Raw genomic sequence first — 17,032 nt, forward strand, 5'->3', positions numbered from 1 at the left:
GAGAGCGGTCAACTGCTCTTCAGACTGCTGGTGTTGTCCTCCTTGAGCGCGTTGAACAGGGCCAGCGCCTTCGGGCGGTCCCAGCGGACGCCGACACCGTCCTGCCGCGTCTGGTAGCTGTCGTCACCGATCGGGACGGTCAGGTTGACGCCGCCGGTGCCGGAGATCGCCCGCATCCCGAGGGCGAACCGGCCGAAGTCGACCAGCCCCATGTCCCGGTCCACGGTCAGTGCGTCGACGCCCTTGGTCGCGACGTTGTAGAACCGCACCGGGTTCAGGAACGTCGACGGCGAGGCGACCTCCTGCGCGACCGCGCCGACCATCTCGCGCTGCCGCTGCACCCGGCCGAAGTCGTTCTGTCCGTCCGCCTTCCGGGACCGGACGTAGCCGAGGGCGTTCACCCCGTCGAGCTCCTGGCATCCGGCCGGCAGGTCGATGTGCGCGTCAGCGTCCTTCATTGCCTTTGGCAAGCACATTTCGATCCCGCCGACACTGTCGATGACCGAGGCGAAGCCGCCGAAGCCGATCTCGACGTAGTGGTCGATCCGCAGTCCGGTCGCCTCCTCGATGGTCTGGATCAGCAGCGCGGGGTTGCCGTTGCCGATCGCGTACGCGGCGTTGATCTTGCGCTTGTTCCGCTGCCCCGGGACATCGACCACGCTGTCGCGCGGAATGCTGACCAGCGCGGTCGGGCCGGACTCCGGGACGTGCATGAGCATGATCGAGTCGGTCCGGGCACCGGCCTCGCCGCCGGTGTGCAGCCTGGCCCGCTCGGCCCGGCTGAGGTCGTCGCGGCTGTCCGAGCCGACCATCAGGTACGTCGTACCGGGCGTGTCGGCGGGCCGGTCGCCGGTCGGCATCGCGTCGATCTTGTCGATCCGGCTCCACGCGTACAGCGGGACCGCGACCAGCATGAGGACGAACAGCAAGACGATCAGTCCGACGGTCCGGAGAAACCAGTTGCGCCGCTTCTTCGGCTTGGCCGGCGGCCGGTTCACGTAGCGCGGGTCGATGGGCTGCGGTTGACTCATACCCACGACCGTAGCGGGGCCGGCCGGTCAGGACGTCACCCCGGTGGACGGTTCTACCGGTCTGAAAGTCGATCGCGCCTCCTTCAGAAGGAGGAAAACGGGGTCGGAATCGAACCGGACCGCCGGAACGCGCGGGGTGACAGACCGACCCGTGCGGTGAACAACCGGGTGAAATACGCCGGATCGTCGTACCCGACCCGCCGTGCGACCGCTCCCACGGACAGTTCCTCCTCCGCGAGCAGAGCCTTGGCAGTGTTGAGTCTTGTGGTCAGGACCAGTTCCTGCGGCGTGGAACCCGTCGTTCGCCGGACAGCGTCGCGGAGCTCCTTCACGTTGAGGCCGAGCTCGGCGGCATAGTCCTGGATGCTCAGCGCCTTGCAGGCGAGTCCGGCGAGTTGAGCAGCTATGTCGTCGTCCGGTGGCGGTGCTGCCTGGGCGACGAGGTCATAAAGCGCCGCAACAGTCTGTACGGCGTTTCGCGTCGCGCTGACGCGGAGCAGTCGAGTGAACGCGCGGTCGACGGTTCGCGGATCGGCATAGCGCCGTACTGGCTCAGTGGGGTCGAGGTGGCCCAGCGTGGTGAGTGCTGTGGTCGCGGGGCCACTGAAGAGCGCCCAGGCCTGGCGCCAGCGAGTGGCAGGGCGGTAGCCGTGCAACACGCCTGGGTGTAGCCAGAGCATTGCGGGTGCCTGCACGTCGAACAATTGGCGGTCAGGCCCGTGCAGCAGGTGCCCGTGGCCTTCTTTGATCCATACGAGGGCATGGCACCCCAGCGCGCGTTCCGGTGTCGGCCCGGGGCGGTTCTCCTGCTCACCGGCCCCGAGGCAGAAGAGTCCAAGTTGACGCTCGGAGTGACCTGGAGTCAGGTAGATCGACCAGTTCCGCACGTCACAAGGGTCCAAGAACAGGTCGTCCGTGTCCATTCCGGCTGGCCGCCAACCGCAGGTGGAATGGTGCTGTGCTCACTTCCAACGGTTATGTGCTCGACCAGTCCCCACAGCGGCTGGGTGAATTGGCCGTCGTGCCGGATCGCGAACGTACGGAGCTGCCGCGGCTGCGCGACCGGCTGCGGCGGGACGGGTACCTGTTCCTGACCGGATTGCTGGATCCCGTTGTGGTGCAGGACTTCCGCCGGTACTACTTCGGACTGACGGGGGCTGCGCCGGACAGGGCGTCGTACCGGAAGGTGCTGTTCGACCAGGTCGTGCCGGGGCCGGAGTACGCCGCCTTCTGCGCGCAGCCGGCCATCAAGGGATGGTTCCAGTGGTTCCTGGGCGGAGAACCCTTTCTGCACAAGCGGAAGATCATCCGGCAGACCGCACCGGGCGAGAACGGGATCGGTACGGCGACACAGGCGCACTACGACCTGGTGTACCTCAGAGGGGGCAGTGACCAGGTGCTGTCCGCGTGGATCCCGCTCGGCGACTGTGCGGTCGCCCGCGGCGGTCTGACGTATCTGGAGGGCAGTCATCAGCGCGTGCTCGAGGAGGAGGCCGCAGGACGGCTCAAGCGCCCGGCCGCGTCAATGACCGCGGACCTGCCCGGGCTGGCCGACGAGTACGACGCCCGCTGGCTGGTGACCGACTACGCGGCCGGTGACCTGGTCATTCACACCGCGCACACGATCCACGCCGCCCTGGACAACGTCTCCGACGGCATCCGGCTGTCCACCGACATCCGGTACCAGCGGTCCGACGACGCGATCGACGGGCGGTGGCAGAACCACTGGCACGACCAGGACGGGCTGTGACCGGACGACGCCGCCCGGCCGCGAAGTTCCCGCGGGACCGCGGTTGACCGGAATGCGGTCGCTTCTCGCTAACGACAATCATTTCGGTTAAGGTGCTGGCGATCGACCGCGCGGCGTCCGAAGTGCCGCCCGGCGGCACGAGTCTGAGGAGAGCCGTGAATCGCAGCGAGCTGATCGCCGGCGTGGCGCAGAAGGCGGGCATTCCGCGGAACCAGGCCGAGAAGGTCCTCGACGCGCTGGGCGACGTCGTCACCGAGGCCGTGCACAAGGGCGACAAGGTGTCGCTGACCGGTCTGCTGAGCATCGAGCGGGTGATGCGGGCCCCGCGCACCGGCCGCAACCCGCAGACCGGCGAGCCGCTGTCCATCCCGGCCGGCTACTCCGTCCGGCTGTCCTGCGGCAGCCGGCTGAAGGCCGCTGCCCGGGGAGACCTCCGCACCCTCTCCTGACGCCGTGCAGCCGGGCGGCACGCGGCCACCCGGCTGCTCTGGCGCTAGCGCCGTACGGCTGTCACCCAGTACGGCGTGGTCGGAAGCGGCGGCTGGACGTTGAAGCGCGCGTTCGGCAGGTAGAGCCGCTTGCCGAACGTGGCCACCGTCGTCGGTACGTCGAAGTCCGGACTGGTGATCTCACGTACCAGTGAGCCCGAGGTGCCGGCCCGGTTCAGCTTGACGACCGCGATCTTGTTCAACTGATTCTGGACCACGTACAGCCTCCGGCCGATCGTCAGCAGCCCGTCTCCGTTGGTCATCGGGACGGCCAGGTCGACCCGCCGGGTGACGCCGGTCCACGGGTTCACCCGGAACAGCAGACCGGTCGACGACTGCACGATGATCAGCGCGCGCCGGTCCGGAGTCAGGGTGATGCCGTTGACGTTGAAGCCGGTCTGGTGCTCGTAGTCACCGGTCAACGGGATCGTGCGGACGGCGGACTGACCGAGCAGCTTGCCGTGACGTCCGAACGGCACCTTGTAGATGACAGGCCGCTGGGAGTCCGTGAAGTAGGCGGCGTGCCTGCCGAGCACGACGTCGTTGACGAACGTCGGTGCGCCCGGTGCGAGCTGGTAGTTCGCCAGAATCCTGCCCGTGCGGCTGTCGACCACGCGAGCCGTCCCCGCCGGTCCGCCGGCCACGAACAGCCGGCCGCGGCGGTCGATCTTCAGCCCGACCGACGGTGTACCGGGGCCTTGGCTGATCACCTTGCCCTTGCCGGTCCGCAGGCTGACGGCGTAGATGTCGCCGTCGGCCAGCGAGCCGAGGTACGCCGTACCGCCCTTGATCGCGATGCCCTCCGGGCGGAACCCGTCCGGCAGCGCGATCCTGGTCGGGAAGGCGTGCTTCCCGGTGCTGCCGGAACTGGTCGCCGCTGTGGCGGGTGCGGTGGTCAGCCCGAGGATCAGTGCGGCGAGACCGAGCAGGGCAGTGACACTACGGATGAACATGAGTACTTCCTCCCCTAAGAGATTCCACCGTAGGACGACCCGTCGTACGGGTGAACGGTTCAGCGCTTGACCGCTGTGACCCAGTACGGCGTGGTCGGAAGGGGCGGCTGGACGTTGAAGCGGGCGTTCGGGAGGTACAGGCGGTTACCGAACGCCGCCGCGGTCGTGGGTACGTCGAAGTCCGGACTGGTGATCCTGTCGACCAGGTGACCCCGTGTGCCCGACGGGTCGAGCTTGAGCACCGCGATCTGGTTGAGCCGGTTCTGCACGACGTACAGGGTGGTGCCGATGACCAGCAGGCCGTCGCCGTTCGTCATCAGCTCGTCGCCGATGTCGATCCGGCGCGTGCTGCCGGTGCCGGGGTCGACGCGGAACAGGAACCCGGTGGACGACTGCACGATGATCAGGGCGCGCCGGTCCGGGGTCAGGGCGATGCCGTTGGCGTTGTTGACGTCCGGTACGTGCTGGTACTCGCCGCTGTAGGCGATGGTCTTCACAGCAGACTGCGCCGGCAGCGTGCCGTGGCGGCCGAGCGGAACCTTGTAGAAGACCGGCCTGCGCGAGTCGGTGAAGTAGGCGGCGTCTTTGCCCACGATCACGTCGTTCACGAACGTCGGGGCGGTGGCGAAGGTGTAGCTCGCCAGCACCTCGCCGGTGCGGGTGTCGACGACCCGGCCGTTACCACCGGCCGCGCCGGCCACGAACAGCCGGCCCCGGTGGTCCACCTTCATCCCGAGCGAGCCGGTGCCCGGGCCCTCACTGATGACCTCGCCCCGGCTGGTCTTCAGGTCGGCGGCGTAGATGTCACCGTCGAGCCGCGAGCCGAAGAACGCCGTCCCGCGGTCGATCGCGATCCCTTCCGGCTGGAAGCCGTCCGGCAGCTCGATCCGGGTGGGGAACTTCGTCGGGTGTGCGGAGGCCGAGGTGCTGACGAGGCCGAGCATCAGCGCGGGCACGCTGAGTACGGCGGTGAGGCGGCGGACGAGGCGTGGCATTGGCGGGTCCCTCCTGATCCGGATGTTCTTCTACCGGTTGAACGGCACGGACCTGTGGATAGTTCAAAGCCCCGATCGCCGCCAGCGGGTACTGTCGCTGGCAGCAAGCTCACGCGCTGAAGGAGTAGGGCAGGGATGACAGCAGGGATCGATACTTCGGGTCTGTCCGGCGACGTGCGACCGCAGGACGACCTGTACCGACACGCGAACGGGCCGTGGCTGGAGCAGCACGAGATCCCGGCGGACAAGGCCATCTACGGCGCCTTCCACGTGTTGTCGGACACGGCCGAGCAGGACGTCCGCGCCATCGTCGAGAAGACGGTCGCCGCCGGTCACCCGGAGGGCAGCGAGGCGCGCAAGGTCGCCGACCTCTACAGCAGCTTCATGGACGAGGAGACGATCGAGGCGCGCGGCGCCGAGCCGATCGCCGACCAGCTCGCGCTGGTCCGCGACATCGCCGACGTCGGCGACCTGGTGGCCGCCCTCGGCACGCTCGAGCTGCAGGGCGTGTCCGGGGTGTTCCACATCTGGATCGACGCCGACGCGAAGAAGTCCGACGAGTACATCGTGTACTTCATGCAGGGCGGCATCAGCCTGCCGGACGAGTCCTACTACCGCGAAACCTCCTTCGCCGAGATCCGGACGGCGTACGTCGCACACGTCACCCGGATGCTCGAGCTTGCCGGGCTGCCCGATCCGGCCGGTGCCGCGGCCCGGATCATGGAACTGGAGACGCGGATCGCGACCGGCCACTGGGACCGGGTCAAGGACCGCGACGTCACGCTCACCTACAACAAGCTGGACCGGTCCGGGCTCGACGAGCTCACTCCGGGGTTCGACTGGTCACGCTGGCTGGCCGGCGCCGGCGTACCGGCGAGTGCGATCGAGCAGGTCGTCGTCCGGGAGCCCGACTTCTTCACCGCGGCCGCCGCGGCGCTGCGCGAGGTCGAGCTCGAGCGCTGGAAGGAATGGCTGAGCTGGCGGGTCGTGCACGACGCGGCGCCGCTGCTGAGCAAGGCCTTCGTGGACGAGAACTTCGCCTTCTACGGCAAGACACTGACCGGTGCGCCGGAGCTGCGCGAGCGGTGGAAGCGCGGTGTCGGCGTGGTCGAGTCGGCCCTCGGCGAGGCGCTCGGCAAGCTGTACGTCGCCGAGCACTTCCCGCCGGCGGCGAAGGCCCGGATGGTCGAGTTGGTGGCCAACCTGGTCGAGGCCTACCGCCAGCGGATCGACACGCTCGACTGGATGGGGGCGGACACCCGCCGGCGCGCGCTCGACAAGCTGGGCACCTTCCTGCCGAAGATCGGCTACCCGGACAAGTGGAAGGACTACGGCGCGCTCGAGGTCGACCCGGCCGACCTGGTCGGCAACGTCCGCCGGTCGGTCGCGGTGGAGACCGCCCGCGAGCTGGCCAAGCTCGGGCAGCCGGTCGACCGGACCGAGTGGAAGATGACGCCGCAGACGGTCAACGCGTACTACAACCCGCGGATGAACGAGATCGTCTTCCCGGCCGGCATCCTGCAGCCGCCGTTCTTCGACCTGGACGCCGACGACGCGGTCAACTACGGCGCGATCGGCGCGGTGATCGGGCACGAGATCGGCCACGGGTTCGACGACCAGGGCTCGCGGTACGACGGCGACGGCAACATCAACGACTGGTGGACCGACGACGACCGGGCCGCCTTCGAGCAGCGCACCGACAAGCTGGTCGCGCAGTACGAGGTGCTCTCGCCGGCCGAGACCCCGGGGCAGCACGTGAACGGCAAGCTCACCCTCGGCGAGAACATCGGCGACCTGGGCGGCCTGTCGATCGCCTACGTCGCCCACCAGCTCTCGCTGGACGGCGCCGAGCCGCCGGTCATCGACGGTCTGTCCGGGAGCCAGCGCTTCTTCCTTTCCTGGGCGACCGCGTGGTCCACCAAGACCCGCCCGGAGGAGGCAGCCCGCCGGCTCGCGATCGACCCGCACTCCCCGCCGGAGTTCCGCTGCAACGCGGTGGTGAAGAACATCGACGAGTTCCACCAGACCTTCGCCACCAGCGAGTCCGACGGCATGTGGCTGGCGCCCGAGGACCGCGTCCGCATCTGGTGAACCGGACGACGGAGGCGCACGACTGGTGCGCCCCGTCGTCCCCGGGTGCTCAGGAACTCCGCATGCTCACGAAGACATCCAGTCCTGCAACGCCTCGACGGTGCGGGGCATGGCCTCGGAGAGGTTCTCGGCGCCGTTCTCGGTGATCAGGATGTCGTCCTCGATCCGGATGCCGATGCCGCGGAGGTCCTCGGGGACGGTCAGGTCGTCGGCCTGGAAGTACAGGCCGGGCTCGACCGTGAGCACGTAGCCGGTCTGCAGGTCGCCCTTGCGGTACTTCTCCTCGCGCGCCGCCGAGCAGTCGTGCACGTCGAGGCCGAGCATGTGGCTGACACCGTGGAGCGTGTAGCGCTGGTAGAGCATGCTCTCCGGGTCGAGCGCCTCCTCGGCCGACACCGGCAGCAGGTCCATCGCGTCGAGGCCGTGCACGATCACCTGCATCGCGGCCTCGTGGGCGGTCCGGAAGGTGACGCCCGGCTTGAGCGCGTCGATCCCGGCGTTCTGCGCGTCCAGCACCAGTTGGTACAGGTCGCGCTGGCGTGGGGTGAACTCGCCGCTCACCGGCAGTGTGCGGGTGATGTCCGCGGTGTAGAGCTGACGGTTCTCCACGCCCATGTCGAGCAGCATCAGCGTGCCGTCGACCACCGGGCCGTCGTTCTCGATCCAGTGCAGCGTGGTCGCGTGCGGTCCGGCCGCCGCGATCGACGTGTAGCCGACGTCGTTGCCCTCGGCCCGGGCCCGGCGCCAGAACGTGCCCTCGATCCAGCGTTCGCCGTACTCGCGGACCTTGTCCATCTCGGCCAGGACGTCGGAGAAGCCGCGGTGCGTGATCGCGACCGCGTTGCGCAGCTGCTCGATCTCGAACGGGTCCTTGACCAGCCGGAGCTCCGACAGCGTCGCGGCCAGCTCCCGGTCCCGGTCGGTGTCGGTCTTCGCGCCGCTCAGCAGCGAGGCGATCGAGTCGTGCTCACCGCGCCGTACCCGGGTCGGCACGTCGCCCTTCAGCGCGTCCGCGAGCCGGTCGACGTGCCGGGTCTCGATGCCGAACTCCTTGGCCGTCTCGGTCAGCGACGGACGGCGGCCGGCCCACAGCTCGCCGTACATCCGGTCGCGCCAGAACTCCTCGCCCTCGCTGCGGTCGGACCGCGGGCGGAAGTACAGGACCGAGTCGTGGCCGGTGGTGCCGTTCGGCTCCAGCACCAGGACCGCGTCCGAGGTCTGGTCGCCGGCCAGCCAGACGTAGTCGGTGTGCGGGCGGAAGACGAAGTCGGTGTCGTTCGACCGGACCTTGTACGTGCCGGCGGGGATCACCAGCCGCTCACCGGGGAAGGCCTGCGACAGCGCGTCCCGCCGCTTGGCCGCCCACCCGCCGACGTCACTGAGTGTCACGTCCTGTCGCTCAGAGTCGGCCCAGCCGGAGTTCATGAACGCCCGGAGCTTCGGGTTCGGCTCGTTGTCGTGCGACGCGGTCTTCGGCGTGGCGGCAGCGGTCTCGTTGGCCGCGGTCGCGGTCTCCGCGGTGGTGTTCTCGGCTGCGGTCACATCGGCGGTGGTCTCGGTCGTGTCGGTCATCGTCGACCAGTCCTCATCTCGGCGCGGGTGTGTGCGGTCAGGCCCCCGTCGGTCGGTGCGACGGCGGGACCTACGTGTACTTCGTCGCCGCGGAGCGTGCCGCTGTCGGGCAGCGCCTCGGCGGGGTCGGAGCCGATGCGGGTGATCGCATTGTGCTCGTCCACGAAGACTACGCTCGGCTCGAACACCTTCGCCTCCGCGGTGTCGAACGTCCCGTACGCGATCAGGATGACCAGGTCACCCGGGTGGATCAGGTGCGCCGCCGCCCCGTTGATCCCGACCACGCCGGAGCCGCGCGGCCCTTCGATCAGGTACGTCGACAGCCGGTTGCCGTTGGTGATGTCGACGATGTCCACCTTCTCGCCGGGCAGCAGGTCGGCCGCGTCCATCAACGCGGCGTCCAGCGTGCAGGACCCCACGTAGTCCAGATCCGCCTGCGTCACCGTCGCCCGGTGCACCTTGGACTTCATCATCGCGCGCCACATGCGCGCCATCCTCCGGTCCCACCCCGGCGCTGTCAGTAACCGCCATCACCCAACCGGTTCAGCGGTCCGCCCTGCGCGAGAAGGCGGGGGCTTGAACAGGTACTGGTGGACCGGAACAGGTAATTCCCGGTGGTCACCCCCGGGATGGTGTTCAAGCCCCCCGCTCGAGGTCGGGCGGCGGGTCAAATGGTTGAGGCCTGGGCGGCCAGTTCGCGCAGGGCGGCGTAGCGGGGGCGGAGATCGGCCACCCGGGCGACCTCCGCGTCGACCGGCTCGAGGTGTTCGCCGCCCGGCGCCGGGCAGAGGCCGAGGGCTACGGCGGCGGCGCCGCGGGCGCCGACTTCGGCCTCGGCACAGACGGTGGTGGGACGGGCGAAGGTCGCGGTCAGGCAGCGCCGCCACCAGGCGGAGGCGTCGATGCCGCCACCACCCAGGACGACCGAGAGCTCGCGACCGAAGAGTGTGTCCAGCATGCGCAGGCCGAGGTCGATCTCGAGGGACGCGCCCTGCAGGGACGCGGCCAGAAGGTCTTCGCCGGTGTCGTCGAAGGACAGGCCGAAGTAGACCCCGGAGCCGCTCGGCACGGTCGCCGGCGGCCGCGTACCGGCCTGGAACGGGATCGCGATCACCCGCGACGACCCGATCTCGACCGTGGTCGGCTCCTCGGAAGCCAGCTGGAGCACCCCGGTCAGCCACGCATGCAGGTTCCCCGCCGCAGAGAACGCCATCCCGGTCACCGCGCGCTCGTCGTCGACGCGGTACCGCCACAACTCCCACGGCAGCTCCGGCGCGTCGCCGATCGGGTGCACCACCCGGACGGCGGCCGACGTCCCCACGGTCACCGCGGCCGTCGTCTCGTCGTACCCACCGGTCCCGACGTTCGACGCGGCACCGTCACCGGTCGGCGGATGCACTGGTACGCCGACCAGCCCCGGCCAGCGGCGTCCGAACTCCGCCGACAACGAACCGGTCCATCCTGACGGCACGATCGCCGGCAGCAGCTCGGTCTTCGCACCGGCGATCTCCAGCGCCTCCTCGTCGTACACCCCGCGGGCGAGGTCGAGCGTCCCGGTGCCGGACGCGATCGACACCGAGGTCACCCGCTCGCCGGTGAGCCGCTCGAGCACCAGGTCCGGCAGACCGGCGAACCCGGCCGGCGACCCTTCGGACAGCAACCAGGGAATGCGGCGCGTCCAGTACAGCCGGTGCAGCCAGGAACCCGTCCGCGCGTGGAACGCGTGCTCGTCGAACGACGAGCCGAGGTCCAGGTCCACCGAGCGGGTGTCCGCCCAGGTGATCACCGGCGTCTGCGGTGCACCCCTGCTGTCGAGGGCAACGATCGAGTGCCACTGCGAGGAGACCACGATCGCGCCGATGTCGTCGAGGTGCCCGTTCTGCTGGAGCTCGTCCAGGCAGCCGAGCAGGCCCTCGACGTACTCGTGCAGGTCGAGCGTGGCCGAGCCGCCGGTGGCGTACGTCGGGGAGATCTTGTACCGCGCCAGCGCTCCCGGGACCGGGGCGGCGTCCTCGGCGGACAGCACCAGCGCGCGAGCGGACGACGTACCGAGGTCGAGTGCGAGAACACGGGGTCCTGGCTGCGCCACGCCACCGCCCCGGTCGTCGTCAGTCGTCGTCATGCAGCGCCTTCAGGAAGCTCGCGGCCCACACGTTCACGTCGTGCTGCGCGAGGTGCTTGCGCATCGCCTTCATCCGGCGGCCGAGCTGGCGGTCGTCGGTGTTCATCGCGTCGACGACGGTGTCCTTCATCCCGTTGATGTCGTGCGGGTTCACCAGGAACGCCTGCCGGAACTCGTCGGCCGCCCCGGCGAACTCGCTCAGCACCAGCGCGCCGGTGTCGTCGTACCGGCAGGCGACGTACTCCTTGGCGACCAGGTTCATGCCGTCGCGCAGCGGCGTCACCACGGCGACGTCCGCGGCCCGGAACAGCGCGGCCATCTCGGTCCGGGAGTACGACGTGTGCAGGTAGTTGATCGCCGGCGTGCCGATCCGGCCGTGCTCGCCGTTGATCCGGCCGACCAGCAGCTCGATCTCGTCGCGCAGCACGCGGTACTGCTCGACCCGCTCACGCGACGGTGTCGCCACCTGGACGAAGACCGCGTCGTCGACCGAGACGCGCTTCTCGTCCAGCAGTTCGCCGAACGCACGCAGCCGTTGCCGGATGCCCTTGGTGTAGTCGAGCCGGTCGACACCCAGCAGCACGTGCGCGGGGTTGCCGACCTCCTCGCGGATCTCCGCCGCCCGGGCCTCGGTCTCAGGCTGGCGGGCGGTGTTCTCCAGCTCGCCGACGTCGATGGAGATCGGGAACGCCTTGGCCCGGACGATCCGGTCGTCCGGCAGGTGGATCCGGTCGCCGCGGGTGCGCAGGCCCATCCGGTTGCGGGCCAGGCGGGCGAAGTTCGAGGCGGCCCCGGGACGCTGGAAACCGACCAGGTCCGCACCCATCAGGCCGTCCAGGATCTGCCGCCGCCACGGCATCTGTGCGAACAGCTCGGTCGGCGGGAACGGGATGTGCAGGAAGAACCCGATCCGGACGTCGGGCCGCAGCCGCCGCAGCATCGCCGGCACCAGTTGCAGCTGGTAGTCGTGCACCCACACGTCGGCATTGTCGTCGGCGGCGTCCGCGGCGGCCTCGGCGAACCGCCGGTTCACCGCGACGTACGACTCCCACCACTCCCGGTGGAACTCCGGCGCGACGATGACGTCGTGGTACAGCGGCCAGAGGGTCGCGTTCGAGAACCCCTCGTAGTACAGCTGCACGTCCTCGGCGGACAGCATCACCGGGACCAGGTGCATCCCGTCGTTGTCGAAGGGGTCGACCTTCTCGTCCGCGCCGCCGGTCCAGCCGATCCAGGCCCCGTGGTGACGCTGCATCACCGGGGCGAGCGCGGTCACCAGCCCGCCGGGGCTGCGCCGCCACGAAGTACTGCCGTCGGGCATCTCGATCCGGTCGACGGGAAGGCGATTGGCCACCACTACGAAGGAACTACGTCCGTTCGGCATCTGCTGTTATCCACCCAGGTCTTCGTCGTCACCGGGGTACCTGACCCCGATCTGTCTACGGGTCTCGTCGAGCAGTTCGAGGACCTCGATCGTCCCGGCGTGCGGCAGTGACGGCACCTCGACGAGGCCGTCGCGCAACGCGCGCATGACGTCCCCCGCCTCATAGTGGTACCCAAGCCCATGCACCGGTACGTCGATCCGCTCCTGGCCGGCCGCCGTGCTGCGCACGTAGTACTCCGGGTGGTGGAAGCGGTGCGGCAGCAACAGACTGCCCTCCGGACCACTCACCGAGGCCGTCCACGGGTTCTGCGAGCGCAGGCCACAGGTCAGCGCGGCGACCGCGCCGGAGTCGTACCGCCAGGCCATCGCCACGTTCAGGTCGACGCCGTCCTCGTTGAGGGCGCCGACCGCCTTCACCTCGGCCGGGCGGCCGAGCGCCATGAAGGTGAAGGTCATCGGGTAGATGCCGCCGTCCATCAGCGATCCGCCGCCGAGCGCCGGGTCGAGCAGCCGGGCAGGCAGCGCCGGCTTGTGGAAGGCGAAGTCGGCGACGACCTGCTGCGGCTCGCCGATCACGCCGCTCGCCAGGTCGGCGAAGAACGCCTGGACGACGGGATTGGTCCGCATCCACATCGCCTCGGCGAACAGGGTCCGGTGCTCGGCGGCGACCGCGACCAGGTCCCGGGCCTGCTTGGCCGTCAGCGTGACCGGCTTCTCGCAGAGGACCGCGATCCCGGCCTGCAGAGCGGCCCGGGCGACCGCGTAGTGCTGGGGGTGCGGCGTGCCGATGTAGATCACGTCGACCGTGCCGGAGTCGAGCAGCCGCCGGTAGTCGTCGTACGCGTGCTCGATGCCGAACTCGGCGGCGAACCGGTCGGCGTTGTCCTGCGACCGGGACGCGACAGCGGTGACCACGGCGTCGTCGGGGAGCAGCTTCAGATCCCTCGTGAACGACGTGGAGATGTTGCCAGTAGCAACGATGCCCCACCTGACGCGATCTACACCCACTGTGTGAACTCCGGGGTCGGGAACGGTCCGTCTGCAGCGATTCTCGCCGTTTCGAAGGCGTGAGCCAAGCGAATGAGCGTGGCATCACTCCGGGCGGTGCCACTGAACGTGATCCCGACCGGCAGGCCGGCGACCAGTCCGGACGGCACCGAGAGCAGCGGATACCCGGCCAGCGCGGCGTGCGATGAGGAGCTGCCGAGCACGTGGTCGCCGTTGATCAGGTCGATGGTCCAGGCCGGCGAGTACGACGGGGTGACGAGGGCGTCGAGCTGGTTGTCCCGGAGCAGGTCGTCGATACCGTCCCGGCCGGCCCGCAGCGCGGTCAGCCGGGAGGCGACGTAGATCGGGGAGTCCAGGCCCTCGGTGGCGGCCGCCCGCTCGAACAGCTCCTGGCCGAACCACTGGAGCTCGACGTCGGCGTGCTCCTTGTTGAAGGCGATCAGGTCGTCCAGCGTCCGCGGACCGCCCGGTGCACGAGTCGCCAGGTACGCCGTCAGGTCCACCTTGAGCTCATGGGCGAGGACCTGCAGCTGGTCCTCCTCGCCGCCCGGGGTCGGGAGTGACAGGTGGTCGACCAGCGTGGCCCCGCAGCGGCTGAGGATGCCGAGAGCGTGCTCGGTGACCTCGTCGAGCCCGGTCGAGTAGCCCCAGAGCGGACCCCGGGGGACGCCGATCCGGACGTCGCCGAGGTCCGTCCCTCGACAGCTCTCGCTGTAGTCGGTGCCTCCGCCGGTGAGCACGGTCAGGAGCGCCGCCGCCTGGGAAACCGTCCTGGTCATCGGTCCGGCGGTGTCCTGCGAGTGAGAGATCGGCACGATGCCCTGCTGTGGGACGAGGCCGACAGTGGGTTTCAGGCCGACGATGCCGTTCACTGCGGCCGGGCAGACGATCGATCCGTTGGTCTCCGTGCCGACGGCGTAGTCCGCCAGCCCCGCGGCGACCGCGGCGCCCGATCCGCTCGAGGAGCCGCCGGCGGAGCGGTTGAGTGCGTACGGGTTGCGGGTGAGGCCGCCGTAAGCGCTCCAGCCGGACGAGGACGCCGAGCCGCGGAAGTTGGCCCACTCGCTCAGGTTGGTCTTGCCGAGGACGACACACCCGGCGTCACGCAGTCGCCGTACCAGGGCAGCGTCCTGCAGGGGCGGCGGCTGGTCGGCCAGCGCCAGCGAGCCGGCTGTGGTCGGCAGGTCGGCGGTGTCGACGTTGTCCTTGACCAGAACCGGTACGCCGTGCAGCGGACCACGGACGCGTCCTTCGTCACGCTCTGTGTCCAGCTGGGCGGCATGCGTGAGTGCGGCGGGAGAGGGCGTGCAGACGGCGTTGACCAGCGAATCCACCTCACGGCTTCGTTGCTGCAGCTCTTCCACCAGCGCCACCGCACGAAATTCCTTCCCCACCCCACCATTCCGGTCGGACAGAGTTGAGCTCACCCCGTCGATCCTGCCAGAGTTGGCCGCGCCGGGAGTCCGCCTGGCGACACGCTCCGTGTCGTCCGACCGGTGAATGACATCGCTGTTGTTCAACACGTACAGTGGAGCGCGGACGGACGATCACCGACCGCACAGGAGTCAGCAGCAGATGGACAGCGCCAACGCCAGCTCTCCCGGCCCCGCCGAAGCTGCGTCGCCGGCCTTGAACGGGCTCTCCGAGCGTGACGGTGCAATCCTCGCCTTCGAGCGCCACTGGTGGAAGTACGCCGGGGCCAAGGAGCAGGCGATCCGGGACCAGTTCCAGATGTCCGCGACCCGGTACTACCAGGTGCTCAACGCCCTGATCGACCGGCCCGAGGCGCTGGCCCACGACCCGCTGCTGGTGAAACGGCTGCGTCGCTTGCGCGCCGCCCGGCAGCGCGCCCGCTCCGCACGCCGGCTGGGTATCGAGGTCTGACCATGACCCGCCCGAAGGACGACAGGGGCCAGGTCCTCTCGTCCCTCGTCGCCGTGGTCGCCGTCGTCGCGATCGTCGCCGGCCTGCTGGTGCTGTTCGGCACCCGCGGCAACGACAGCACGGCGGACGAGCCGTCCGGCACGAGTACGCCGTCGCCGAAGCCGGCGGACGGTCCGTCGACGGTAGGCGCGAGCGTGCCGCGGCCGGCCTCGACGCCGACCGCGGAGCCGACCCCGGCACCCACCACCGAGCCCTCCACCGAGCCGTCGACCGAGCCGTCCGGCGAGCCCACCACGGCGCCGCCCCCCACGCAGCCACCGGCGACGCAGCCGACCACCATCCCGGCCGACCGGCGCCCGGCGGTCGAGATCTACAACAACACGTCCCGCAAGGGCCTGGCCGACTCGGTCTCCGGCCGGGCGCGGCAGGCCGGCTGGACCGTCGCCGGAGCCGACAACTGGCACGGCAAGGTCGCCGCCAGCACCGTGTACTACCCGCCGGGCATGCTCGACGCCGCCAACCAGCTCGCCCGGGACCTCGGTGTCGGCCGGACCAAGGGCGCGCTGGACAACATGAAGAAGGACCGCCTGACCGTGATCCTGACCTCGGACTACACCGGATGAGTACTCCGACCATCCAGACCGACGCGGGACGCGAGGGTTGGGAGGCGATCGTCGCCGATCCGGCCACGGCGGTGATCTCGACGGACTTCGACGGCGTGCTGGCTCCGCTGGTCGAGGACCCGGCGCAGTCCCGGCCGGTGGACGGCGCTCTGGACGCCCTCGCCCGGCTGGCCCGCTCGGTGAACCAGGTCGCCATCGTCACCGGCCGTCCGGCTCTGGTCGCCACCGAGCTGAGCGGCGTCACGGGTCACGCCGGCCTCGGGCAGCTCGTCGTCCTGGGCCACTACGGGCTGGAGCGCTGGGAGGCGGCGTCCGGGAGGGTGACCAGCGACCCGGTGCCCGCAGGCGTAGCCGAAGCGCGCTCCCGGCTTCCAGGGCTGCTGCGGGAGCTCGGCGTACCGGATGCCTTCGTGGAGGACAAGGAGAGCTCGCTCGCGGTCCACACCCGCCGCCTGGCCGATCCGGTCGGTGCGCTCGAGACGCTGCGTACGCCGCTGACCGAGCTGGCGGAGTCGACAGAGCTCCGCCTGGAGCCGGGCAACCTGGTGCTGGAGTTGCGGCCGCCGGGAATCGACAAGGGAGTCGCTGTGCGGCGCCTGCTCGAGTCCACGGGTGCTCGGTCGATCCTGTACGCCGGCGACGACCTCGGCGACCTGGCGGCGTACCGGGCGGTCGAGGAGCAGCGCAAGGCCGGTCTGCGTGCCGTGCTGCTGGCCACGCGGTCGTCGAACGCGACCGAGCTGATCGAGGCCGCCGACATCGTCGTGGACGACCCGACCGGGGTGGTGACCGTGCTCACGGCTCTTTCGGACGCGATCGCAGCACGCTGAACGTCTGGCTGAGCGTCCGGCCGAAGGACTGGATCGGCCGCTCGACGTACCCCCCGTCCTCGAGGTTCGCCATCCGCTCGAACGGGTTCCGCGACGCCGGGTCACCGGTGAGCACCCACGAGACGACGACGCCGACGGCGTACAACGGCCACAGCGGCAGCCCGATCAGGCAGAAGTACTGCCAGGAGTGCCGCTCCTCGTGCCGCACCAGGGCGTCGTCGTCGAAGTACGTGCGGTCGTGCTTGCTGAGGACGACGTTCCCGATCGTGAACGCCCCTGCCACCGGGAACCTCACCCGGTA

General features: G+C 69.8%; 17 protein-coding genes. 6 read left to right on the forward strand and 11 right to left on the reverse strand.

All coding sequences use genetic code 11. From position 1 onward, the window contains the following. Positions 1-8: 8 nt before the first annotated feature. Together E1218_RS11245 and E1218_RS11250 are read right to left on the reverse strand one after the other, a co-directional pair. Positions 9-1,031: an LCP family protein gene (locus tag E1218_RS11245; protein WP_132319018.1), complete on the reverse strand. Its 1,023-nt coding sequence runs from the start codon at positions 1,029-1,031 to the stop codon at positions 9-11. An 83-nt stretch (positions 1,032-1,114) separates the two neighbouring features. Further along, positions 1,115-1,918: a helix-turn-helix domain-containing protein gene (locus tag E1218_RS11250; protein ID WP_165949229.1), complete on the reverse strand. Its 804-nt coding sequence runs from the start codon at positions 1,916-1,918 to the stop codon at positions 1,115-1,117. A gap of 71 nt (positions 1,919-1,989) precedes the next feature. Here E1218_RS11250 and E1218_RS11255 point away from each other — a divergent pair, with 71 nt between their 5' ends. Together E1218_RS11255 and E1218_RS11260 are read left to right on the forward strand one after the other, a co-directional pair. Continuing rightward, positions 1,990-2,781, forward strand: coding sequence for a phytanoyl-CoA dioxygenase family protein (locus E1218_RS11255; protein WP_132319022.1), 792 nt, complete (start codon positions 1,990-1,992; stop codon positions 2,779-2,781). Between the two features lie 155 nt (positions 2,782-2,936). Then, positions 2,937-3,230, forward strand: coding sequence for an HU family DNA-binding protein (locus E1218_RS11260; protein ID WP_132319024.1), 294 nt, complete (start codon positions 2,937-2,939; stop codon positions 3,228-3,230). Positions 3,231-3,274: 44 nt separating this feature from the next. Here E1218_RS11260 and E1218_RS11265 read toward each other — a convergent pair whose 3' ends face one another. Next, on the reverse strand, positions 3,275-4,222 hold the full coding sequence (locus E1218_RS11265; protein WP_132319026.1) for an SMP-30/gluconolactonase/LRE family protein: 948 nt from the start codon (positions 4,220-4,222) through the stop codon (positions 3,275-3,277). Positions 4,223-4,281: 59 nt separating this feature from the next. Next, positions 4,282-5,217: an SMP-30/gluconolactonase/LRE family protein gene (locus tag E1218_RS11270; RefSeq protein ID WP_132319028.1), complete on the reverse strand. Its 936-nt coding sequence runs from the start codon at positions 5,215-5,217 to the stop codon at positions 4,282-4,284. 135 nt (positions 5,218-5,352) lie between these two features. Between E1218_RS11270 and E1218_RS11275 the strand changes: the two genes are divergently transcribed. After that, a complete protein-coding gene (locus E1218_RS11275) occupies positions 5,353-7,308 on the forward strand; it encodes a M13 family metallopeptidase (protein WP_132319030.1) in 1,956 nt (651 codons plus the stop codon). Between the two features lie 66 nt (positions 7,309-7,374). Here E1218_RS11275 and E1218_RS11280 read toward each other — a convergent pair whose 3' ends face one another. The 6 genes from E1218_RS11280 to E1218_RS11305 all read right to left on the reverse strand — a co-directional run bounded on the left by E1218_RS11280 (position 7,375) and on the right by E1218_RS11305 (position 14,767). Then, positions 7,375-8,880: an aminopeptidase P family protein gene (locus E1218_RS11280; protein WP_132319032.1), complete on the reverse strand. Its 1,506-nt coding sequence runs from the start codon at positions 8,878-8,880 to the stop codon at positions 7,375-7,377. Further along, the gene (gene panD, locus E1218_RS11285; protein WP_132319034.1) at positions 8,877-9,365 is read right to left on the reverse strand and encodes an aspartate 1-decarboxylase; all 489 of its coding nucleotides are present in this window, start codon (positions 9,363-9,365) and stop codon (positions 8,877-8,879) included. The genes E1218_RS11280 and panD overlap by 4 nt, the downstream gene beginning before the upstream one ends. A gap of 182 nt (positions 9,366-9,547) precedes the next feature. Continuing rightward, entirely contained in the window at positions 9,548-11,002 is a 1,455-nt protein-coding gene (locus E1218_RS11290) for an FGGY family carbohydrate kinase (protein WP_132319036.1), read from the reverse strand. Then, on the reverse strand, positions 10,989-12,386 hold the full coding sequence (locus E1218_RS11295; RefSeq protein ID WP_132319038.1) for an alpha,alpha-trehalose-phosphate synthase (UDP-forming): 1,398 nt from the start codon (positions 12,384-12,386) through the stop codon (positions 10,989-10,991). Before E1218_RS11295 ends, E1218_RS11290 begins: the two co-directional genes overlap by 14 nt. Positions 12,387-12,392: 6 nt before the next feature. Then, the gene (locus E1218_RS11300) at positions 12,393-13,394 is read right to left on the reverse strand and encodes a Gfo/Idh/MocA family protein (protein ID WP_132319040.1); all 1,002 of its coding nucleotides are present in this window, start codon (positions 13,392-13,394) and stop codon (positions 12,393-12,395) included. Continuing rightward, on the reverse strand, positions 13,385-14,767 hold the full coding sequence (locus E1218_RS11305) for an amidase (protein ID WP_233712162.1): 1,383 nt from the start codon (positions 14,765-14,767) through the stop codon (positions 13,385-13,387). The genes E1218_RS11300 and E1218_RS11305 overlap by 10 nt, the downstream gene beginning before the upstream one ends. A 202-nt stretch (positions 14,768-14,969) precedes the next feature. Here E1218_RS11305 and E1218_RS11310 point away from each other — a divergent pair, with 202 nt between their 5' ends. Genes E1218_RS11310 through otsB form a run of 3 tightly spaced genes read left to right on the forward strand, consistent with a single transcriptional unit; the run spans position 14,970 to position 16,731 of the window. Beyond that, a complete protein-coding gene (locus E1218_RS11310) occupies positions 14,970-15,278 on the forward strand; it encodes a DUF3263 domain-containing protein (protein ID WP_132319044.1) in 309 nt (102 codons plus the stop codon). A 2-nt stretch (positions 15,279-15,280) separates the two neighbouring features. Then, a complete protein-coding gene (locus E1218_RS11315) occupies positions 15,281-15,901 on the forward strand; it encodes a LytR C-terminal domain-containing protein (protein ID WP_132319046.1) in 621 nt (206 codons plus the stop codon). Continuing rightward, a complete protein-coding gene (gene otsB, locus E1218_RS11320) occupies positions 15,898-16,731 on the forward strand; it encodes a trehalose-phosphatase (protein ID WP_132319048.1) in 834 nt (277 codons plus the stop codon). The genes E1218_RS11315 and otsB overlap by 4 nt, the downstream gene beginning before the upstream one ends. Here otsB and E1218_RS11325 read toward each other — a convergent pair. Further along, a partial coding sequence (locus E1218_RS11325) for a hypothetical protein (protein ID WP_132319050.1) occupies positions 16,697-17,032 on the reverse strand: 336 nt, incomplete at its 5' end. The genes otsB and E1218_RS11325 overlap by 35 nt on opposite strands.

Source organism: Kribbella turkmenica, from assembly GCF_004348725.1.
GTDB lineage: Bacteria > Actinomycetota > Actinomycetes > Propionibacteriales > Kribbellaceae > Kribbella > Kribbella turkmenica.